Raw genomic sequence first — 21,149 nt, forward strand, 5'->3', positions numbered from 1 at the left:
TGATCGGGCAGGCCATTGAAGAAAACGGGGGCGTCAGGCGGGCAAAAAGCCTTCCACCGAGAAATAGCGTTCGCCGGTGTCGTAGTTGAAGCCCAGCACGGTGGCGCCGGGCGGGATATCGGGCAGCTTTTGCGCAATGGCCTGCAGCGTGGCGCCGGACGAGATGCCCACCAGCATGCCTTCCTCCGACGCGGCGCGGCGGGCCATCTCGCGGGCCGGCTCGGCATCGACCTGGATCACGCCGTCGAGCAGGGCCACATCGAGGTTTTTGGGAACGAAGCCGGCGCCAATGCCCTGGATGGGGTGGGGCGTGTGCACGCCACCCGAGATCACCGGCGAGGCCACCGGCTCCACCGCATAGACCTTGAGCCGGGGCCAGGCCGCCTTGAGCACCCGGGCGCAGCCGGTCAGGTGGCCGCCGGTGCCCACGCCGGTGATCAGCACGTCGATGCCCTCGGGGAAGTCGGCCAGGATTTCCTGCGCGGTGGTGCGCATGTGCACGTCGATGTTGGCCGGGTTCTCGAACTGCTGCGGAATCCAGGCGCCCGGCGTCTGGGCGCGCAACTCCTCGGCGCGGGCGATGCAGCCTTTCATGCCCAGCGCACGCGGCATCAGCTCGAACTGCGCGCCGTAGGCCAGCATCAGCCGGCGGCGCTCGACCGACATGCTGTCGGGCATCACCAGAATCAGTTTGTAGCCCTTGACGGCCGCCACCATGGCCAGGCCCACACCGGTGTTGCCCGAGGTGGGTTCGATGATGGTGCCGCCCGGCTTGAGCGCACCGCTGGCCTCGGCGTCTTCCACCATGGCCAGCGCGATGCGGTCCTTGACCGAGCCGCCCGGGTTGGCGCGCTCGGACTTGATCCACACCTGGTGGTTGTGGCCAAACAGCCGCTGCATGCGGATGTGCGGGGTGTTGCCAATGGTCTGCAGGATGGTGTCGGCGCGCATCATGTCTCCTTGGGTGGGTGGGGGCTGATTGTCTCAGCACTGGGCGTGGATAATCCACCCCGTGAAGCGGGCCAGGCCGCCGCTGGTGCAATCTCCGAAAGGAGGCACTGGAGGAACGTCCGGACTGCACAGGGCAGCGCAGCAGCTAACGGCTGTCCACCGTGAGGTGAGGATCAGAGCAACAGAGACGAGTCGCTGCGGGGCAACCCGCAGCGGGTGAAACGGGCAATCTCTGCGCGCAGCAATACCAAATAGGCCAGCGTTGACGTGGCTCCGCGGAGCTGGCGGGTAGGTAGCACCGAGCCGGGGGGTGACTCCCGGCCCAGATTAATGGCGGTCACGCCGGGACGGTCGCAAGACCGCCCCGGTGCACAGAATCCGGCGTATCGGCCCGCTTCACACTTTTCTGGCGCCGCGGCCATGCGGCAGCAGCAGGCCTTTTTCGCGGATGCGCAGCACATGCGCCAGCAGCGAGCGGTGGGCCACCGGCCACAGGCCGGGCGAGACATCGTCGTAGGCCCGTTTGACCCAGTCGTCCATGCTGCCGTCGGGGTGCATGCGCATCACTTCCAGAATCTTGGCCTCGCGCGCCAGCCGGTGGGCCCGCAGCTGGGTGATGGCCTGCTTGGCGCTGCCCAGCACATAGCCATGGGCCGGGGCAATGAACTCGATGCGGTGTTCGTCGCAGGCGGCGGCCAGCAGGTCCAGCGAATCCAAATAGGTCGACATGTGGCCGTCGGGCGGGTTGATGACGGTGGTGCTGCCGTTCAGGATGTGGTCGCCCGAGAACAGAATGCCGTCTTCCAGCAGCACCAGGCACAGGTGGTTGGCCGCATGGCCCGGCGTGTGGATGACCTTGAGGTTGTGTGACGGACCGTTGCCCTTGAGGCGCAGGTGCTCGTGGTATTGCAGCACCCGGTCGGGCGTGAAGCGGCTTTCCGGCCCGGCGGTGGCGGCCGAGGGCAGGCCCAGAATGGGCGGGTGGCCGGCACACAGCGCCTGCAGTGGCTTGGCGCCGGGCGAATGGTCGGGGTGCGAATGGGTGCAGATGATCATCGTGATGTGGCCGCCCACACCGTCACCGTCGGCCGCCGCCTGCCACAGCCGCTGGACGTGCGCCGCATCGTTGGGACCGGGGTCGATCACCGCGTAGCCGGTGTCGGCCGTGCCCACCAGGTAGCTGTTGGTGCCCGGGCCGGTCATCATGCCGGGGTTGGGCGCGGTCAGGCGCAGCAGGTTCTTCAGCAGCGGCACCGGTTGGCTGGTTTGCCAGTCCAGCGGGTGGGCCAGTTGACCGTCGGGGCAGACCAGCTGCAGCTCGCCAAACGGCGGCTCGTGCTCCATGTGGCGCGATTCCTTGCCGTCCAGCAGGCCGGCGCGCGGGCAGGAGGTCCACAGCGGCTGCTCGGACGCGCAGGCCCGCAGCACCTCTTTGACCTCCACGAACTTGCGCAGCCGCTCCAGCGTGCGGATGGTGGGGAAGATCATGAAGAAATTGCCGGCATGGTGGCGGGCCAGGGCCTCGGCCGGCCGCACCCAGACCGGCTCGAACTGCTCGGCCTCGTCGGCCACCGGGGTCTGGCCGTCGGGCATGCGCGCCACCAGAAAAGGCACGTCAAAACGGCGTGGCAGGTCGCGGTCGGTGGTCCAGTGGGCCAGCACGTAGACGCCGTCGGCGGCCAGCGTCAGGCCGCGTTCGCGGCATTGCACCACAAAGGGCTGGTGGCGCTGCAGGGCCGCCACGTCGCTGGCGTCGGCCATGCGGCCGTCGGCATGGCGGGCCAGCAGCACGCCCAGTTCTTCGTAGCTCTCGCGGATGGCGGCAATCGCCTGCGTCAGCTGCTCGTCGCTCTGGGTGGAGCGGCGGTGGGCGCTGGCGTGCGAGGCCGCGTCCTGGGCGTCGATGCCGCCACCGGGGAACACGTAGGCGCCGGGGGCGAAGCTGGCGGTGGTGGAGCGGCGCGTCATCAGCACCTCCAGCCCCTTGTCGCTGTCGCGCAGCAACAGCACGGTGGCGGCAGGGCGGGTGGGCACGGGTTCGCGGTGCGGGTGCAGGAGCTGGGAAGGTCGGACCATGCGGCATTTTGCCGGCAAAGCGCCGGGCCCGCCGGCGCAACGGTCCCAGCGGATAATTCCGCCATGAAGCTCCGATTCACCAAGATGCAGGGCGCCGGCAATGACTTCGTGGTGCTGGACGAAACCGCGGGCCGGCTGCCGCTGACGGCGGCCGACTACCGTTTCCTGGCCGACCGGCATTTCGGCGTGGGCGCCGACCAGATCTTGAGCGTGCGGCCCTCGCCCGCGCCCGGCGTGGATTTTGAGTACGTGATCCACAACGCCGACGGTGGCGAGGTGGAGCAATGTGGCAACGGCGCCCGCTGCTTTGTGCGCTATGTGCGCGACCATGGCCTGACCACCAAGGACCGGGTGCGGGTGCAGACCCGCAGCGGCATCATCAGCCTGCTGGCCCAGCCCGACGGCCGGGTCACGGTGGACATGGGTCCGCCGGTGTTCGAGCTGGCCCGGGTGCCTTTCGACGCCACCGGGCTGCAGCCCCACACGGTGGGCGGCTGGCAGCAATGGCCGCTGGACGGCGTGGCCCAAGGCGGCGCGCCGGTGCCGGTGGCGGTGCTGTCCATGGGCAACCCCCATGCGGTGCAGCTGGTGGCCGATGTCGACGCCGCGCCGGTGGCCGCCCAGGGTCCGCTGATCGAGTCCCATGCGCGCTTTCCGCAGCGGGTCAATGCCGGCTTCATGCAGGTGGTGGACCGCGGCCATGTCCGGCTGCGGGTGTTCGAGCGCGGCGCGGGCGAAACCCTGGCCTGTGGCACCGGTGCCTGTGCGGCGGTGGTGGCCGGCATCCGCCTGGGCCTGCTGGACGCCAGCGTGCAGGTGGCCACCCGCGGCGGCGCGCTGACCATTGCCTGGGCCGGCGGCTCCGGTGACGAAGCGGCCCCGGTGATGATGACCGGACCGGCCACCGCTGTTTTCGAAGGCGAGATCGAGCTTCCCACCCCCCATTCCTGAACGATTGCCCCATGGACACCAACCACCCCATCACCGAAGACGACATCGCCAACTACCTGGCCAACACGCCCGATTTCTTCGAGCGCCACGCCGAGTTGCTGGCCGCGGTGCAGCTGACCAGCCCACACAACGGCCGCTCGGTCAGCCTGCAGGAGCGCCAGGCCGACATGCTGCGCGACAAGATCAAGGCGCTGGAGTTCAAGGCCGCCGACATGATCCGCCACGGCCACGACAACGTGCTGATTGCCGACAAGCTGCAGCGCTGGACCCGCAACATCTTCCTGACCCGCGACGCCGCCGAGCTGCCCGAGGCGATTGCTCACGAGCTGCACAGCCAGTTCCTGGTGCCGCAGGTCGCCATCAAGGTCTGGGGCGTAGCCGAGGCCTACGCCGCCCATCCCTTTGCGCTGGGCGCCAGCGCCGACGTGCGCAGCTTTGCCTCGTCGCTGACCGCCCCCTACTGCGGGCCCAACGCCGGTTTCGAGGCCAGCGCCTGGCTGGACGACCCGGCCTCGGCCGCCTCGATCGCGCTGATCGCCCTGCGTGCCGGCGCCGACCCGCAGGCCTTTGGCCTGCTGGTGCTGGCCTCGCCCGACGCCCAGCGTTTCCACGCCGGCATGGGCACCGACTTCTTGGAGCGCATGGGCGAGCTGGCCGGCGCGGCCCTGTCCCGCCTGCGCGGCTGAATTCCCCTGGCATGGCCGACGCTGGCCCCCCGCGCGACCTGACCGCGCCGCCACCGCCACTGGTGGCCCGCTACCTGGACCATGTGCGGGTGGAGCGCCGGCTGGCCGAACGCACGCTGGCGCTGTACACGCTGGACCTGGCCCGGCTGGTCTCGCTGGCCCAGACCACCGGTGTGGACCTGTGCGCGGTGCAGACCGCCCACATCCGCCAGTGGATGGCGCAGATGCACGGCCAGGGCCGCAGCGGCCGTGGCATTGCGCTGATTCTGTCGGGCTGGCGCGGTTTTTACCGCTGGCTGGGCCGCGAAGGCTTGGTGGCGGCCAACCCGGTGCAAGACGTCAAGGCGCCGCGGGCCGGCAAGCCGCTGCCCAAGGCCTTGGGCGTGGACGACGCGGTTCAGCTGGCCAGCTTCCAGGGCGCCGACGACCCCTGGCTGGAGGCCCGCGACGCCGCCATTGTCGAGCTGCTGTACGGATGCGGCCTGCGGGTGGCCGAGCTGGTGGGGCTGGACTGCCAGGCCAGCCCGCAGGCCCGCGGCTGGGTCGACCGCGACGCCGCCGAGGCCCATGTGCTGGGCAAGGGCGGCAAACGGCGCAGCCTGCCGGTGGGTGGGCCAGCGCTGCGGGCGCTGGACCGCTGGCTGGCCTTGCGCGCCGACGCCCCGGCCGGTTACCGGCCCACCGCCCAGGCGCAGGACGGCGACGCCCAGGCCCTGTTTGTGGGCCGCAACGGCGGCCGGCTCACCGCCCAGTCGGTCTGGCAGCGGCTGCGCCGGCGCAGTCAGCAGGCCGGCCTGGCCACCCCGGTCCACCCCCACATGCTGCGCCATTCTTTTGCCAGCCACGTGCTGCAGTCCAGCGGCGACCTGCGGGCGGTGCAGGAACTGCTGGGCCACGCCAACATCACCACCACCCAGGTTTACACCCGGCTGGACTTTCAACACCTGGCCCGCGCCTACGACGCGGCCCACCCTCGCGCAAAAAAGAAATAGCCCCCACGGTTGCCCACTGCGTGTGGCGCCCTGCCCCCCGAGGGGGCCGCGTTTCGCCTTGGGGCGGCCCGGCGGCGAAACCGGCGCTCTTGCGCCGACAATCTGGTTTTATCGAAGTGTGGTTGTCATGAAAGTCATTCGCCTCAAAGACGGCAAAGAGCGCTCGCTGTTGCGCCAGCACCCCTGGGTGTTCGAGTCGGCCATCGCCAAGGGCGGTGGCGACGTGGGCGAGACGGTGCGGGTGGAGTCACATGGCGGCCAGTTTCTGGGCTGGGCGGCCTTCAGTCCGGCGTCCAAGATCCGCGCCCGGGTCTGGAGCTTTGACGAGGCCCAGCGCATCGACGCCGCGTTTTTCACCGCGGCGGTTCAGGCCGCGGTGACGGCCCGCACCCGGTTTGACATCGACAGCGACAGCTGCCGGCTGGTCCACGGCGAGTCCGACGGCCTGCCCGGCCTGGTGGTGGACCGCTATGGCGACACCTTGGTGGCGCAGTTCCTGTCGGCCGGGGTGGAGCGCTTCAAGCCGCAACTGGCCGACGCGCTGCTGCAGGCCACCGGCCTGGCCAAACTCTACGAACGTTCCGACACCAACGCCCGCGCCCAGGAGGGCCTGGCCCCGGCCACCGGCTGGCTGCGCGGCGCCACGTCCGGCGCCGAGCCGCCCACCGAGCTGGTGATCCGTGAGCATGGCTGGCGGCTGTCGCTGGACATCGCCACCGGTCACAAGACCGGTTTCTACCTCGACCAGCGCGACAGCCGGGCCCGTTTTGCCCGCTACGCCCAGCGGCTGGGCTTTGGCGAGGTGCTGAACTGCTATTGCTACACCGGTGGCTTCACCGTGGCCGCGCTGGCCGGCGGCGCGCGCCATGTGACCTCGATCGACTCGTCCGGCCCGGCGCTGGCCCGGGCCGCGGCCAATGTGGCGCTGAACGGCTTTGCCGCCGACCGCGTGACTTTCATGGACGCCGATGTCAACGCCTCGCTGCGGGCCTTCATCGAGCAGGGCCGGCAGTTCGACGCCATCGTGCTCGACCCGCCGAAGTTCGCGCCCACCGCCGCCCATGCCGACCGGGCGGCCCGGGCCTACAAGGACATCAACCGCCTGGGCTTCAAATTGCTGGCGCCGGGTGGGGTGCTGTTCACCTACTCCTGCTCGGGTGGCATCCCGTTCGACTTGTTTCACAAAATCGTCGCCTCGGCCGGCATCGACGCCGGGGTGGACGGTTTCATCACCGAGCGGCTGGGTGGCGCGCCCGACCACCCGATGACGGTGCGTTTCCCCGAGGGCGAGTACCTGAAGGGCATGGTGGTGCAAAAAAGGGGCTGAATCGGCCATCGAGCCCGGGAAAGCGATTGGCCGTACACTCCCGCCTTGCGGAAATTTCGGCCCCGCTGCCTGCGCTGCGCCGCCCACTGACTGGTCACACCATGGAACTGATCCCCGCCACCATCCTCACCGGCTTTCTGGGCTCGGGCAAAACCACGCTGCTCAAGCGCGTGTTGTCGGAGGCGCACGGCCAGAAAATCGCCGTCATCGAGAACGAGTTCGGCGAAGAGAACATCGACAGCGACATCCTGTTCAACGACACCGAAGAGCAGATCATCCAGATGAACAATGGCTGCATCTGCTGCACCATTCGCGAAGACCTGCGCGCCACCTTGACCGACCTGGCCGAGAAAAAGCGCAAGGGTCTGCTCAAGTTCGACCGCGTGGTGATCGAGACCACCGGTCTGGCCGACCCCGGCCCGGTGGCCCAGACCTTTTTCATGGACGACCAGATCGCCGAGACCTATTTGCTGGACTCCATCCTGACGCTGGTCGACGCCAAACACGCGGCCGAGCAGCTCAACGAACGCCAGGAAGCACGCCGCCAGGTGGGTTTTGCCGACCAGATCTTCATCAGCAAGTCCGACTTGGTGAACCCGGAGGCGCTGGAAGCCCTGCAGCACCGGCTCAAGCACATGAACCCGCGGGCGCCGCAGCAGGCGGTGCATTTCGGCGAGGTGCCGATTGCCAAGGTGTTTGACTTGAAGGGCTTTAACCTGAACGCCAAGCTGGACATCGACCCCGACTTCCTGAAGGCCGAGGACGACCACAGCGGCCACGACCACGCGCCTGGCGAGGCCTGCAACCACCCCTCGCATGCCCACGACGGCCATGGCCACCACCATCACCACGACGACGATGTGAAGAGCTTCGTCTTCCGCTCCGAGCGCAAGTTCAGCCCGTCCAAGCTGGAAGAGTTCCTGGGCGTCATCGTCAACATCTACGGCCCGCGCATGCTGCGCTACAAGGGTGTGTTGTTCATGGACGGCACCGACCGCAAGGTGATTTTCCAGGGCGTGCACCAGCTGATGGGCAGCGACCTGGGTCCCAAGTGGGCACCGGGCGAAAAGCGCACCAGCAAGATGGTGTTCATCGGCATCGACTTGCCCAAGGACATCTTCTTCCAGGGCCTGGAAGAGGCTTTGATGTGACCGCCATGGCCGATTCGTCTTTCCCTTGGGGCTGTGCCCGGAGCACCGAATGATTGTTGCGATGCTGCAGATGTTCGGCCTGGCCCGGGCCGAGCCGACCAAGGGTAAACCGGTAGAGGCCGAGGCGCAGTCGCGGCCGGCTTCGGTGCGGGAAGCGGGTATAACTTCCGGCAATTCGGAAGCGAGCGCGTCGTCCGCCCATGCGGTGGCCGCTTCCGGGAGGAAACACGAAGTGAAAGCCCCTGCCAAGAAGTCGACCGCCGCCGCCGCCAAGCCGGCCGCCAAAACCGCAGCCAAGCCGGCCGCCAAAGCGGTGACCAAGCCCGCGGCCAAAGCCGTGGCGAAGCCAGCGGCCAAACCGGCTGCCAAGGCGGCCGCCAAGCCCGTGGCCAAACCGGCTGTGAAGGCGCCGGCCAAGGCGGTCAAGCCCGCCGCACCGGTTAAGGCCGCCAAGCCGGCAGCGAAGCCGGTGGCCAAACCGGTCAAGCCGGCCGTCGCCAGCAAAACCCGCCCGGCCGCACCCGCGCCCGCGGCGTCCAAAGCCTCGCCCCGGCCCGCGGCCGTGGCTGGCAAAGGGGCTCAAGCCCCTGCCGTTCCCGCCGTAAAAACGGCGGTGGCGGCCTCACCTGTGAAGAAAGCGACTTTGACCCCTCCTGCCGTGAAACCCGTGGCCCTTGCACCCGTGGCCGCCCCCGCGCCCGCCGCGCCGGTGGCCAAAACCCGCGCCTCGCGCGCTTCCTCCACCCCTGTGGTGGCCCCGTTGCCGCCCGTTGTTGCTTCCACCGCCGCCAAAGCCAGTTACGCCATGCCTTCCGCTTACGCTCCCCTGCCTCCTGCCAGCGCACCGCACCCCATGCCGGTCAAGAAAGACCCCAAGCTCGCCAACAACTGGAAAACCAAGACGGTCGACCAGATGAGCGACGCCGAGCTGATTGCCATGCCGGACAGCGAGTACATGAACGACAAGCAGATGGCGTTTTTCCGTCTGAAGCTGGTCACGCTGAAGAACGAGATCCTGGCCAGCGCCGGCGAAACCACCGAGCACCTGCGTGAAGAAACCGTGGTCGTGCCCGATCCGGCCGACCGCGCCACCATCGAAGAAGAGCACGCACTGGAGCTGCGCACCCGTGACCGCGAGCGCAAGCTGCTGAAGAAGATCGAGCAGTCCATCCAGCGCATCGACGCCGGCGACTACGGTTATTGCGACGAGACCGGCGAGCCCATCGGTGTCGGCCGTCTGCTGGCCCGCCCGACGGCCACGCTGTCGCTGGAAGCGCAGCAGCGCCGCGAGCTCAAGCAAAAGATGTTTGGCGACTGAGCCGGCGCCACGCTGCCCTGCCTGAAAGTCGCCGCCCACCCTGTCCTGCCGCATGACCAAGCAAGACCCCCCGGGTGGGCTGTTTTCCAGGGTTGTCAAATTCGTCAGCAACCCGACGACGCCCTGGCGTGAGCTGGACCAGCCCGAGCCCAGCGAGGAGAAGCTGACCAAGGAAGCGCTGAAGGACATGATTCTGCGCAAGCGGCGCAACGACGCGATCCGCCAGCGCGAATTCGACCAGCTGCGTCGCATCCGCAACAAGGGCCGCCGCCCGTCCGACCGTGACCTGACCTCCCCGCCGTCGTTTTTCCAGAGCAGCATGCCGTCCAAGCTGGACGAGCGCGCCACCACGCTGAAGAAAATCGACGAGATCGAGGCGCAGATGTCGCGCCAGTGGTGGAGTGCCCAGGACGAGGCCCGAATGAACGCGGCCTCCGGGGCCACCACCCACCTGGGGCAGACCGACGAGCCTGTCGAATCAGACTCGGCACAGGCGCGCATGGCGGCCGACGACACGCGCGACCTGACCGCCGCCGCGCCGCTGAGCTTCACCGCCGACAGCCGGCAAGACCTGGAGGCGGCCGAAACGGCCTTGTTCCTGCAGGCCTCCTCATCCACCTTGATTGAGCCCGTGCCACCGCCAGCCAGCCCGCCCGACGCTGCGCTGGGCGAGTTGGCCGGCCCCCAGCTGTTTGCGGTCGAAGTGGCCGAGCGGGTGCACGACCCCGAGCTGGAAGAAGCCGCCATCCGCTTTGCCAATGGCGACGACGATGGTGCCGAGGCGGCCTTGCTGGAGGCCCTGGCGCCCAAGGGCCCGCGCCATGGCCACCAGGCCACCTGGCTGGCCCTGCTGGACCTGTACCGCGCCACCGGTCAGCAGGCGCTGTTCGAAAGCGCCGCGATCGACTTTGCCCACCAGTTCGGCCGCTCGGCGCCGATGTGGGTGTCGCTGCCTGCCGAGCTGGCCCTGGCCGCGGCCCGGCTGCCCGACGAACTGCTGGTGCCCTCGACCGCCCGCGGCGTGGACTGGGTGGCGCCCCACACGCTGGGCCGCGACGACCTGGCGGCCCTGGCGGCGGCGGTGCAGCCGCAGGGGCCGTCGCGGGTGGACTGGTCGGCCCTGACGGTGATCTCCGCCGACGCGGCCAACGGCCTGCTGGCCTTGTGGACGGCGTGGTGTCACCAGCCGCTGCGGCTGGAGTTTGTGCAGGGCGCCCGGTTGCTGGAGGTGTTGTTGCAGGCCACGCCCTCCGACCAGCCCCGGGTCGACCCGGTGTGGTGGAAGCTGCGCATGGAAGCCTGCCGTTTGATGCACAAGCCCGACCATTTCGAGACCGCGGCCCTCGATTACTGCGTGACCTACGAGGTCTCGCCGCCGTCCTGGGTGCCTGGCCTGGGTGAGTACCTGTCGGTCGACGTGACCGGGGCCCAGGCCTCCCGGCCCATGACCCTGGCCCCCGAGTCAACGCTGATCGGCGACAGCGGCCTGTGGCACCCCAGCACGCTGGTGCTGGACAGCACCCATGCGGCCTTGGTGGACGAGAAGAGTGTGGCCGTGGCCCTGGCCGGCCACCTGGTGGGCGATGCCCAGGTGCCGCTGGCGCAGCTGGACGCCCGCTGGGGCGACACCCCGCAGCTGGCGGTCGACTGCGGCCGGCTGATCCGGGTCGACTTTGCCGCCGCCGGTGCCTTGCTGAACTGGGCCGCTGCCCACCGGGCCGAAGGCCGCGCGCTGTGTTTCTTCGACGTGCACCGGGTGCTGGCGCCGCTGTTCAGCGTGGTCGGCCTGGACGAGCAGGCCCAGGTGCTGGCCCGCAGCGACTGACCCCAGGCCATCTGGGGGTTTTTTCGGGCTGATTTCGGGGCGGCTTGCCCTTGCCGATGGGTGAATCGCCCCCACCTCCCCGCGATGGAACAATTTCACGGAACCACCATCCTCAGCGTGCGCCGGCAAACCCCCAGCGGCTGGCAGGTCGCCATCGGCGGCGACGGCCAGGTCACGCTGGGCAACATCGTCGTCAAGGGCACGGCCCGCAAGGTGCGCAAGCTCTACCGCGACCAGGTGCTGGTCGGCTTTGCCGGCGCCACCGCTGACGCCTTCACGCTGTTTGAGCGCTTCGAGGCCAAGCTCGAAAAACACCAGGGCCATTTGACCCGCGCCGCCATCGAGCTGACCAAGGACTGGCGCACCGACCGGGTGCTGCGCCGCCTGGAGGCCATGCTGGCGGTGGCCGACCGCGAGGCCTCGCTGATCATCACCGGCAACGGCGACGTGCTGGAGCCCGAGCAGGGCATTGTGGCCATTGGCTCCGGCGGCGGTTTCGCCCAGGCGGCGGCCAAGGGCCTGTTGGGGAACACCACCCTGTCGGCCCCCGAGATCGTGAAGAAATCGCTGGAGATCGCCGGCGAACTGTGCATTTACACCAACATGAACCACACCATCGAGGTGCTCGCATGAGCGCCGCCTTCGGCAGCATGACGCCGCAAGAAATTGTTTCGGAACTCGACCGCCACATCGTGGGCCAACAGGACGCCAAACGCGCGGTGGCGATTGCGCTGCGCAACCGCTGGCGCCGCCAGCAGGTGGACGAGGCGCTGCGGCCCGAGATCACGCCCAAAAACATCCTGATGATCGGCCCCACCGGCGTGGGCAAGACCGAGATCGCACGCCGCCTGGCCAAACTGGCCGACGCGCCTTTCATCAAGGTCGAGGCGACCAAGTTCACCGAGGTCGGTTACGTGGGCAAGGACGTCGACGCCATCGTGCGCGACCTGGTCGAGGTGGCGATCAAGCAGACCCGCGAGGCCGAGATGCGCAAAGTGCGCATGCGGGCCGAAGACGCGGCCGAAGAGCGCCTGCTCGACGTGCTGCTGCCGCCGCCGCGCTCGGCCGAGCCCGCTGCGGCGCCCACCGACAGCACGGCCCGCCAGGTGTTCCGAAAGAAACTGCGTGAAGGCCAGCTGGACGACAAGGAGGTCGAGATTGAGGTGGCCGACGCCCGGCCGCAGCTGGAGGTCATGGGCCCGACCGGCATGGAGGAAATGGGCGAGCAGCTGCGCGGCCTGTTCAACCAGATGGGGCAGCACAAACGCAAGCTGCGCAAGCTCAAGATCGCCGAGGCCCGCAAGCTGTTGGCCGACGAAGAGGCTGCGAAGCTGGTCAATGAGGACGAAATCAAGACCCGCGCCATCTTCAACGCCGAGCAGAACGGCATCGTCTTCATCGACGAGATCGACAAGGTGGCCTCGCGCGGCGAGCACGGCGGCGCCGAGGTGTCGCGCCAGGGCGTGCAGCGCGACCTGTTGCCGCTGGTCGAGGGCACCAGCGTGTCCACCAAACACGGCCCGGTGAAAACCGACCACATGCTGTTCATCGCCTCCGGGGCCTTCCACCTGGCCAAGCCCAGCGACCTGATTCCCGAACTGCAGGGCCGGCTGCCGATCCGGGTCGAGCTGCAGTCGCTGGCGGTGCCGGACTTCGAGGCCATCCTGACCCAGACCCAGGCGTCGCTGGTGCGCCAGTACCAGGCCTTGCTGGCCACCGAAGGTGTCACGCTGAACTTCACGCCAGACGGCGTCACCCGGCTGGCGCAGATCGCCTTTGACGTCAACGAGCGCACCGAAAACATCGGTGCGCGCCGTTTGTCCACGGTGATGGAGCGCTTGCTCGACGAGGTGAGTTTTGGCGCCACCCGGCTGGAAGGCCAGACGGTGGTGATCGACGCCGCCTACGTGGACCAGCGCCTGGCGGCCCTCAGCACCAACGAAGACCTGTCGCGCTACATCCTGTAGCCCCGGGCTGGCCACCGGCCCCGCCCTGGGCCGCCGCCGGCGGCCCAGGGATTTCACGCTGCACATTCATTAGTGCCGCTAAGTGCTTCATTTAGAACGATTATTTGCTTCAAACTGACTGGCGAAACCACGCCTAAGTCCTTGATTTCATTGCAAAAAATAGTCACAAGCCCCCTTGTGCCGCTTGCTTTTCCTGCTACAGTGGAAAAAAGTGCAATTAAGTGGTGAAAAGTGTTTCATCACCACGGCTTCAACGTTTGGCGAGAGGGGGGTTCACGGTGTTTCAAGGGGCTTCGTCTCTGAGTCTGGATGCGAAAGGTCGGCTGTCTGTGCCGACCCGGCACCGTGACGTCCTGAGCGCGACCGCCGCCGGCCAGCTGACCGTGACCCGCCACCCCCATGGCTGCTTGATGGTGTTTCCCCGCCCCGAGTGGGAGAAGTTCCGCGAGCGCATTGGCGAGCTGCCCATGGCCGCCCAGTGGTGGAAGCGCATTTTCCTGGGCAACGCGATGGACGTGGAGATGGATGGCACCGGCCGCGTGCTGGTGTCGCCCGAGCTGCGCCAGGCCGCCGGCCTGAGCCGCGAAGTGGTGCTGCTGGGCATGGGCAACCACTTCGAGCTGTGGGACAAGGCCACCTACGACGCCGAGGAGGCCAAGGCCATGTTGGGCGAGATGCCCGAGGTCTTCAGAGACTTTTCGTTCTGAAAGCCGGCGGTGGAGAGTCCATGGAAACACACCACCGTCTTGTTGAACGAAGCAGTCGATGCGCTTCTCAGCAACACGGACCGCGGCATGGCCGCCATCGACCCCTGCGCGTCCACCCATGTGGACGCCACCTTTGGCCGCGGCGGCCATTCGCGTTTGCTGTTGTCCAAGCTCGGCCCGCAGGGTCGGCTGATTGCCTTCGACAAGGACCTGGACGCGCTGGCCGAGGCGGCTCGCATCAGCGACCCGCGTTTTGCCATCCGGCACCAGGGCTTTCGCCACCTGGGCGAACTGCCGCCGGCCAGCGTGGCCGGTGTGCTGATGGACCTGGGCGTGAGTTCACCCCAGATCGACAACCCCGCGCGTGGCTTCTCGTTTCGCAACGACGGCCCGTTGGACATGCGCATGGACACCACCCGCGGCGAGAGCGTCGCGGAATGGCTGACCCATGCCGAACAAGACCAGATTGCAGAGGTGATTCGTGACTATGGCGAAGAGCGGTTTGCTGTTCCGATTGCAAAAGCCATTGTGGCTCGCCGACAAGAGCGGGGCGTGCCTGCCCGCACCCTTGAACTGGCCCAGATCGTGGCTGGTGCGGTCAAAACCCGCGAGTCGGGTCAGGACCCTGCAACGCGCACATTTCAGGCTCTTCGGATTTTCATCAACGCAGAGCTTGAAGAGCTGCAACAAGCGCTGAACGCAAGCCTGGACATCCTCAAGCCCGGAGGCCGACTGGTGGTGATCAGTTTCCATTCGCTCGAAGACCGCATCGTCAAGCAGTTCATTGCCGAACATGCGCGCGACGCCTACGACCGCCGGAACCCGTTCGCGCCGCCGAAGGTGATGAAGCTCGAGGCCCTGGGTCGCATCAAGCCCTCGGCCGCCGAAGTGGCCGCCAACCCCCGTTCGCGCAGCGCCATCATGCGTGTGGCGCAGAGGACGGCCGCATGACCCGGTTGAATTTGGTGCTGCTGTTGGCGGTGATGGCCACCGCGCTGTACCTGGTGCGCACCCAGTACGAGTCGCGGCGCCTGTTCATCGAGCTGGACCGGGCCAATGCCGAGGCGGCGCGGCTGGAGCTGGAGAGCGAGCGCCTGCAGGTGGAAAAGCGGTCTCAGGCCACGCCGCTGCGGGTGGAAAAAATCGCCAAGCAACAGCTGTTGATGCGCCCGGCCACGCCGGCCATCACGCAGTATGTGACGGTACCCGGGGCGGCATCAAGCGCACCGGCCTCTGCCGCTTCCGGTGTGGGGGCCGCCGCAGCGACGGGCCGCCCCGAGCAAGCCACGGCCCCCTCGGGGGGCAGCGCAGCACGCGCAGCGGCAAGCGTGGGGGCCACATCCCCATGACCACCCGCAGCATCCGCTACACGTCAAGTCCGCTACTGGCCAGCAAGACCCCGGTCTGGCGCAGCAAGTTCATCGTGGCGGCCATCGCGATCGGCTTTTGCGGGCTGATTGCCCGCGCCGCTTATGTGCAGGTGATTGGCAACGCGTTTTTCCAGCGCCAGGGTGAGGTTCGTTTTGCCCGCACGCTGGAGCTGCCGGCCAGCCGTGGCCGCATCCTGGACCGCAATGGCCTGATCCTGGCCTCCAGCGTGCCGGCGCCCAGCATCTGGGCCATTCCCGAGGACGTTGACCGTGACCCGGCCAAACGCGCGCAACTGGCCCGTTTGCTGGAGATGCCGCTGGCCGAGCTGAACAAAAAGCTCAAGGACGAGGACAAGACCTTTGTCTGGCTCAAGCGCCAGATCGACGAGCCGGTGGCGCAGCAGATCGCCAAGCTCAACATCGCCGGCGTCTACCAGCGCAAGGAATACAAGCGCCAGTACCCGGAGGGCGAGTCGGCAGCCCATGTGGTGGGCTTCACCAACGTCGAGGACCTGGGCCAGGAGGGCGTGGAGCTGACCTTCAACAAGGCCCTGGGCGGCCATGCCGGTTCGCGCCGTGTCATCAAGGACCGGCTGGGCCGGGTGGTGGAGGACGTGGGCAACCAGATCCCACCGGTGGACGGCCGCGACCTGCAGCTCAGCATCGACAGCAAGATCCAGTTCTTCGCCTACCAGAAGCTGCGCGACACCGTCATCGAGAACAAGGCCAAGGCCGGCAGCGTGGTGGTGCTGGACGTGGCCACCGGCGAGCTGCTGGCGCTGGCCAATTACCCCAGCTTCCAGCCCGACAAGCGGCAAAACCTGACCGGTGCCCAGCTGCGCAACCGCGCGCTGACCGACACCTTCGAGCCCGGCTCGACCATGAAGCCCTTTGTGGTGGCGCTGGCGCTGGAGAAGAAGCTGGTTTCGCCCACCACCCCCATCCAGACCGCACCGGGCCGCATCACCATCGGCAAGTCCACCATCACCGACGCCCACCCCCATGGCGTGTTGACGGTCAACGAGGTGATCCAGAAATCCAGCAACGTCGGCACCGTCAAGATGGCGATGCAGATGGAGCCGCGCGAGATGTGGGAGATGTACACCCAGGCCGGTTTTGGCCAGAAACCGCAAATCGACTTCCCCGGCGCGGTGGGCGGCAAGCTGCGCGCCTTCAAGACCTGGAAACCGATCGAGCAGGCCACCATGAGCTACGGCTACGGCCTGTCGGCCAGCCTGTTCCAGCTGGCCCGGGCCTACAGCCTGTTTGCCAACGACGGGCAGCTGGTGCCGACCTCGATGATCAAGCTCGAGCAGTCGCCCAAGGGGGTGCAAATCCTCAAGCCCGACACGGCGGCTGCCATCCGCAACATGCTGCACATGGTGACCGGCCCCGGCGGCACCGCGCCCAAGGCCCAGACCATGGGCTATTCGGTGGGCGGCAAGACCGGCACCGCCCACAAGCAGGAAGGCCGCGGCTACGCCGACAAGAAGTACCGCGGCTTCTTCGTCGGCATGGCGCCCATCGACAACCCGCGCATCGTGGTCGCGGTGATGATCGATGAGCCCAGCAACGGCAAGTACTTTGGCGGCGATGTGGCGGCACCGGTGTTCAGTGACACCGTGGCCCAGACCCTGCGCATGCTGGGCGTGGCGCCCGACATGGCGGTCAAGCCGCAAATCGTCATGCAGGCCGAGCAGGAGTCGTTCTGATGGCCTTGGCTTGGCTCGACACCCCGGAACAGGCCGCGCAATGGCTGCGCACCCAGGTGCGGGCCGACTTGCGCGCCGACAGCCGGCAGGTGTTGCCCGGCGACGGTTTGATCGCCTGGCCAGGCGCGGCCACCGACGCCCGCCGCTTTGTGCGCGCCGCGCTGGACGCCGGTGCCGCCGCCTGCCTGGTGGAGGGCGAGGGCGTCGAGGCCTTCGCCCTGGACGACCCGCGGGTGCGGGCCTACCGCGGCCTGAAGGCCGCCACCGGGCCGATCGCCGCCGCTTACTTCAACCACCCCAGCGAAGCGCTGGAGATGGTGGCCATCACCGGCACCAACGGCAAGACCTCCACCGCCTGGTGGCTGGCCCAGGCCCTGACGCGGCTGCGTCAGCAGCCTCCTGCGCCCTGTGGCGTGGTGGGCACGCTGGGCATCGGCGCGCCGCCGGCGGTCGACCCCAACGGCCTGACCACCCCTGACCCGGTGCTGCTGCAGGGCTGGCTGCGCCGCTTTGTCGACCAGGGCTTCTCGGCCTGCGCCATCGAGGCCTCGTCCATTGGTCTGGAAGAGCGCCGGCTGGACGGCACCCAGATCCGCGTGGCGGTGTTCACCAATTTCACCCAGGACCACCTGGACTACCACGGCGACATGGCGGCTTACTGGCAGGCCAAGGCCAGGCTGTTCGACTGGGCCGGCCTGCAGGCCGCGGTGGTCAACATCGACGACCCGCAGGGCCAGGCCCTGGCCGAGGTGCTGGCCGGTCGGTCGCTGGACCTGTGGACCGTGTCGCGCGACCAGCCGGCCCGGCTGACGGCCCGCGGCCTGCGCCCCACCGCCGAAGGCCTGCGCTTCGAGGTGGTCGATGCCGCCCAGCCCGGTGTGGTGCATGCGGTGACCGCGCCGGTGGTGGGCGACTACAACGCCAGCAACCTGCTGTGTGTGCTGGGCGCGCTGCGTGCGCTGGGGCTGGGCCTGGCTGATGCGGCGGCCGCCTGTGGCCAGCTGAGCCCGGTGCCCGGTCGCATGGACCGCGTCAGCGCCCCCGGCCAGCCGTTGGCCGTCATCGACTACGCCCACACCCCGGACGCGCTCGACCAAGCCCTGCGGGCACTGCGCCCGCTGGCCGCGCAGCGCGGCGGCGCGCTGTGGTGTGTGTTCGGCTGCGGCGGTGACCGCGACGCCGGCAAGCGCCCGCTGATGGCCGCGGTGGCCGAGCGGGTAGCCGACCACCTGGTGCTGACCAGCGACAACCCGCGCAGCGAAGACCCCGAGGCCATCCTGGCCCAGATGCTGGCCGGCCTGCAAAACCGCGCCCGTGCCACCGTGCTGGCCGACCGCGCCCAGGCCATCACACACACGCTGGCCCGGGCCGCCGCGAGCGACGTGGTGCTGGTGGCCGGTAAGGGCCACGAGGCCTACCAGGAAGTGGCCGGGGTGCGCAGCCCGTTCTCCGACCAGGCCCAGGCCCAGGCCGCCTTGCGCCAGCGCGCCGCGACGGAGGCCGCATCATGATGACGCTGGCCAAAGCCCTGGCCTGGCTGCCCGGCGCCACCCTGGTGGGTGACGGGGCGACCGCCGTCACCCGGGTCCACACCGACACCCGCAGCCTGCTGCCAGGCGATTTGTTCGTGGCCCTCAAGGGCGAGCGTTTCGACGCCCATGGGTTGCTGCCCCAGGCCCGCGCTGCCGGTGCTGCGGCCGTGCTGGCCGAGCGCGGCGTGGCCGACAGCGGCCTGCCCGGCCTGCAGGTGGCCGACAGCCGCCTGGCACTGGGCCAGCTGGCTGCCGGCTGGCGCGCCCAGTTCAAGCTGCCGTTGATCGCCGTGACCGGCAGCAACGGCAAAACCACCGTGACCCAGATGCTGGCGGCCATTCTGCGCACGGCCCAGCCCGAGGCCATGCTGGCCACCGAGGGCAATTTCAACAACGACATCGGCCTGCCATTGACGCTGCTGCGGCTGCGCGCCCACCACAAGCTGGGGGTGGTCGAGCTGGGCATGAACCACCCTGGTGAGATCGCCCACCTGGCCAGCATCGCCCGGCCCACCGTGGCGCTGGTCAACAACGCCCAGCGCGAGCACCTGGAGTTCATGCACAGCGTGACTGCGGTGGCCGAGGAAAACGGCGCGGTGATCGCGGCGCTGGACCCGCGCGGCGTGGCCATCTACCCGCAGGACGACGCCCACAGCGCCGTCTGGCAAGGCCTGGCCGGCGCTCGCGCCAGCCTGACATTTGCGATGCAAGGCGAGGCCGACGTGACCCTGGGCAGCGCGGCATGGGCCGACGGCGGCTGGCAGGTCAGGGCCAACACCCCCGCCGGCCCGTTGACTTACCGGCTGTGCATCGCCGGCCGGCACAACGTGGGCAACTCGCTGGCCGCACTGGCCTGTGCGCTGGCCGCCGGCGTGCCCTTGCAAGCGATCGCCGATGGCCTGTCGGCCTTCGAGCCGGTCAAGGGCCGTTCGCGGGCGTTGTCGGTGGCGGTCCATGGCCGTGCCGTCACGGTGGTGGACGACACCTACAACGCCAACCCCGACTCGGTGCGTGCCGCCATCGACGTGCTGGCCGAACTGCCCGGCCCGCGCCTGCTGGTGCTGGGCGACATGGGCGAGGTCGGCAACCAGGGTCCGGCCTTCCATGCCGAAGTTGGCGCCTACGCCCGTGCGCGTGGCCTGGACCGCTTGCTGACGCTGGGCGAACAGTCGGCCCAGGCGGCCCAAGCCTTTGGTGCCGACCCGCATTTCGACGATGTCGAGGCGCTGAACACCGCCGTGCTCGCGGCCTTGCCGCAGATGGGCAGCGTGCTGGTCAAAGGTTCGCGTTTCATGAAGATGGAGCGGGTGGTGGCTGCCATCACCGCCCATTCAAACCAAACAACCGCGGCTCCTTCGGGGGGCAGCGCATCACACGAAGTGAAAAGCGTGGAGGTTCAATCTTATGTTGCTTAGCCTGGCCCAATGGCTGCAAGCACTGTCGCCGGAATTCGGTTTTTTCCGGGTCTTCCAGTACCTCACCTTCCGTGCGGTGATGGCGGCCCTGACCGCCTTGCTGATCGGCCTGCTGGCCGGCCCGCCGGTGATCCGCCGCCTCACCGCGCTGAAGATCGGCCAGCCCATCCGTGGCTACGGCATGGAAAGCCACCTCAGCAAAAGCGGAACCCCCACCATGGGCGGTGTGCTGATCCTGCTGGCCATCGGCATTTCCACGCTGCTGTGGTTTGACCTCAGCAACCGCTTCGTCTGGATCGTGCTGTTGGTGACGCTGGGCTTTGGCGCCATCGGCTGGGTGGACGACTGGCGCAAGGTGGTCAACAAAGACCCCGAGGGCATGCGCTCGCGCGAGAAGTACATGTGGCAGTCGCTGATCGGCCTGCTGGCCGCGCTGTACCTGGTGTTCAGCATCTCGGAGAGCTCCAACCTGCGGGTGGTGGAGCTGTTCCTGAACTGGGTCCGATCGGGGTTTGACGTCAACCTGCCGCCCAAGGCCGGCCTGCTGCTGCCCTTCTTCAAGGAGGTCAGCTACCCGTTGGGTGTGTTCGGCTTTGTGATCCTGACCTACCTGGTGATTGTGGGTTCCAGCAACGCGGTGAACCTCACCGACGGCCTGGACGGTCTGGCCATCATGCCGGTGGTGATGGTGGGCTCGGCACTGGGCGTGTTCGCCTACGTCACCGGCAGCGCGGTGTATTCCAAATACCTGTTCTTCCCGCACATCCCGGGCTCGGGCGAGCTGCTGATTTTCTGCTCGGCCATGGCCGGTGCCGGCCTGGCCTTTCTGTGGTTCAACACCCACCCGGCCCAGGTCTTCATGGGCGACGTGGGCGCGCTGGCACTGGGCGCCGCTCTGGGCACCATCGCCGTCATCGTGCGCCAGGAAATCGTGTTGTTCATCATGGGCGGCATCTTTGTGGTCGAGGCGCTGTCGGTGATGCTGCAGGTCAGCTACTTCAAGTACACCAAGAAGAAATACGGCGAGGGCCGTCGCATCCTGAAGATGGCGCCGCTGCACCACCACTTTGAGAAGAGTGGCTGGAAAGAAACGCAGGTGGTGGTGCGCTTCTGGATCATCACCATGCTGCTGTGCCTGGTCGGTTTGTCCACTTTGAAACTCCGATGAA

Annotated in this window: 18 protein-coding genes and 1 other RNA gene; 17 read left to right on the plus strand and 2 right to left on the minus strand. The window is 68.1% G+C overall.

The window, feature by feature from the left end:
- Positions 1-33 precede the first annotated feature (33 nt).
- Positions 34-951, minus strand: a complete 918-nt coding sequence (gene cysK / locus AC4BAR_RS00820; RefSeq protein ID WP_490625922.1) for a cysteine synthase A — start codon at positions 949-951, stop codon at positions 34-36.
- A gap of 63 nt (positions 952-1,014) precedes the next feature.
- Between cysK and rnpB the strand changes: the two genes are divergently transcribed.
- An RNA gene (gene rnpB, locus AC4BAR_RS00825) (RNase P RNA component class A) lies at positions 1,015-1,353 on the plus strand.
- Here rnpB and AC4BAR_RS00830 read toward each other — a convergent pair.
- Positions 1,348-3,027: an MBL fold metallo-hydrolase gene (locus tag AC4BAR_RS00830; RefSeq protein ID WP_490625923.1), complete on the minus strand. Its 1,680-nt coding sequence runs from the start codon at positions 3,025-3,027 to the stop codon at positions 1,348-1,350. The two genes, rnpB and AC4BAR_RS00830, sit on opposite strands and share 6 nt — an antisense overlap.
- 63 nt (positions 3,028-3,090) lie before the next feature.
- On the opposite strand from AC4BAR_RS00830, the gene dapF reads away from it, so the two are divergent.
- The 16 genes from dapF (at position 3,091) to mraY (ending at position 21,148) form a co-directional block, all read left to right on the plus strand.
- Complete coding sequence (dapF, locus tag AC4BAR_RS00835; RefSeq protein ID WP_490625924.1) at positions 3,091-3,978, plus strand: diaminopimelate epimerase; 888 nt, start codon at positions 3,091-3,093, stop codon at positions 3,976-3,978.
- 11 nt (positions 3,979-3,989) lie between these two features.
- Positions 3,990-4,664, plus strand: a complete 675-nt coding sequence (locus AC4BAR_RS00840; protein ID WP_490625925.1) for a DUF484 family protein — start codon at positions 3,990-3,992, stop codon at positions 4,662-4,664.
- A gap of 11 nt (positions 4,665-4,675) precedes the next feature.
- Complete coding sequence (locus AC4BAR_RS00845; protein ID WP_490625926.1) at positions 4,676-5,656, plus strand: tyrosine recombinase XerC; 981 nt, start codon at positions 4,676-4,678, stop codon at positions 5,654-5,656.
- A 127-nt stretch (positions 5,657-5,783) separates the two neighbouring features.
- On the plus strand, positions 5,784-6,983 hold the full coding sequence (locus AC4BAR_RS00850; protein WP_490625927.1) for a class I SAM-dependent rRNA methyltransferase: 1,200 nt from the start codon (positions 5,784-5,786) through the stop codon (positions 6,981-6,983).
- Between the two features lie 101 nt (positions 6,984-7,084).
- A complete protein-coding gene (locus AC4BAR_RS00855) occupies positions 7,085-8,134 on the plus strand; it encodes a CobW family GTP-binding protein (protein ID WP_490625928.1) in 1,050 nt (349 codons plus the stop codon).
- A 49-nt stretch (positions 8,135-8,183) separates the two neighbouring features.
- The gene (gene dksA, locus AC4BAR_RS00860; RefSeq protein WP_490625929.1) at positions 8,184-9,452 is read left to right on the plus strand and encodes an RNA polymerase-binding protein DksA; all 1,269 of its coding nucleotides are present in this window, start codon (positions 8,184-8,186) and stop codon (positions 9,450-9,452) included.
- Between the two features lie 52 nt (positions 9,453-9,504).
- Positions 9,505-11,277: an STAS domain-containing protein gene (locus tag AC4BAR_RS00865; protein WP_490625930.1), complete on the plus strand. Its 1,773-nt coding sequence runs from the start codon at positions 9,505-9,507 to the stop codon at positions 11,275-11,277.
- Between the two features lie 84 nt (positions 11,278-11,361).
- On the plus strand, positions 11,362-11,910 hold the full coding sequence (hslV, locus tag AC4BAR_RS00870) for an ATP-dependent protease subunit HslV (protein ID WP_490625931.1): 549 nt from the start codon (positions 11,362-11,364) through the stop codon (positions 11,908-11,910).
- On the plus strand, positions 11,907-13,244 hold the full coding sequence (hslU, locus tag AC4BAR_RS00875) for an ATP-dependent protease ATPase subunit HslU (protein WP_490625932.1): 1,338 nt from the start codon (positions 11,907-11,909) through the stop codon (positions 13,242-13,244). Before hslV ends, hslU begins: the two co-directional genes overlap by 4 nt.
- Positions 13,245-13,522: 278 nt before the next feature.
- Entirely contained in the window at positions 13,523-13,951 is a 429-nt protein-coding gene (mraZ, locus tag AC4BAR_RS00880) for a division/cell wall cluster transcriptional repressor MraZ (RefSeq protein ID WP_490625933.1), read from the plus strand.
- Positions 13,952-13,960: 9 nt separating this feature from the next.
- Complete coding sequence (rsmH, locus tag AC4BAR_RS00885; protein WP_490625934.1) at positions 13,961-14,902, plus strand: 16S rRNA (cytosine(1402)-N(4))-methyltransferase RsmH; 942 nt, start codon at positions 13,961-13,963, stop codon at positions 14,900-14,902.
- Positions 14,899-15,300: a cell division protein FtsL gene (gene ftsL, locus AC4BAR_RS00890; RefSeq protein WP_490625935.1), complete on the plus strand. Its 402-nt coding sequence runs from the start codon at positions 14,899-14,901 to the stop codon at positions 15,298-15,300. Before rsmH ends, ftsL begins: the two co-directional genes overlap by 4 nt.
- Positions 15,297-17,033 (plus strand): peptidoglycan D,D-transpeptidase FtsI family protein, encoded by a 1,737-nt coding sequence (locus AC4BAR_RS00895; protein WP_490625936.1) that lies wholly within the window; start codon positions 15,297-15,299, stop codon positions 17,031-17,033. The genes ftsL and AC4BAR_RS00895 overlap by 4 nt, the downstream gene beginning before the upstream one ends.
- Complete coding sequence (locus AC4BAR_RS00900; RefSeq protein WP_490625937.1) at positions 17,033-18,544, plus strand: UDP-N-acetylmuramoyl-L-alanyl-D-glutamate--2,6-diaminopimelate ligase; 1,512 nt, start codon at positions 17,033-17,035, stop codon at positions 18,542-18,544. Before AC4BAR_RS00895 ends, AC4BAR_RS00900 begins: the two co-directional genes overlap by 1 nt.
- Positions 18,541-19,980, plus strand: a complete 1,440-nt coding sequence (locus tag AC4BAR_RS00905; protein ID WP_490625938.1) for a UDP-N-acetylmuramoyl-tripeptide--D-alanyl-D-alanine ligase — start codon at positions 18,541-18,543, stop codon at positions 19,978-19,980. The genes AC4BAR_RS00900 and AC4BAR_RS00905 overlap by 4 nt, the downstream gene beginning before the upstream one ends.
- Entirely contained in the window at positions 19,970-21,148 is a 1,179-nt protein-coding gene (gene mraY, locus AC4BAR_RS00910) for a phospho-N-acetylmuramoyl-pentapeptide-transferase (protein ID WP_490625939.1), read from the plus strand. Before AC4BAR_RS00905 ends, mraY begins: the two co-directional genes overlap by 11 nt.
- Position 21,149 lies beyond the last annotated feature (1 nt).

The sequence above is a fragment of the Rhodoferax sp. SPJ4 genome, assembly GCF_058216275.1.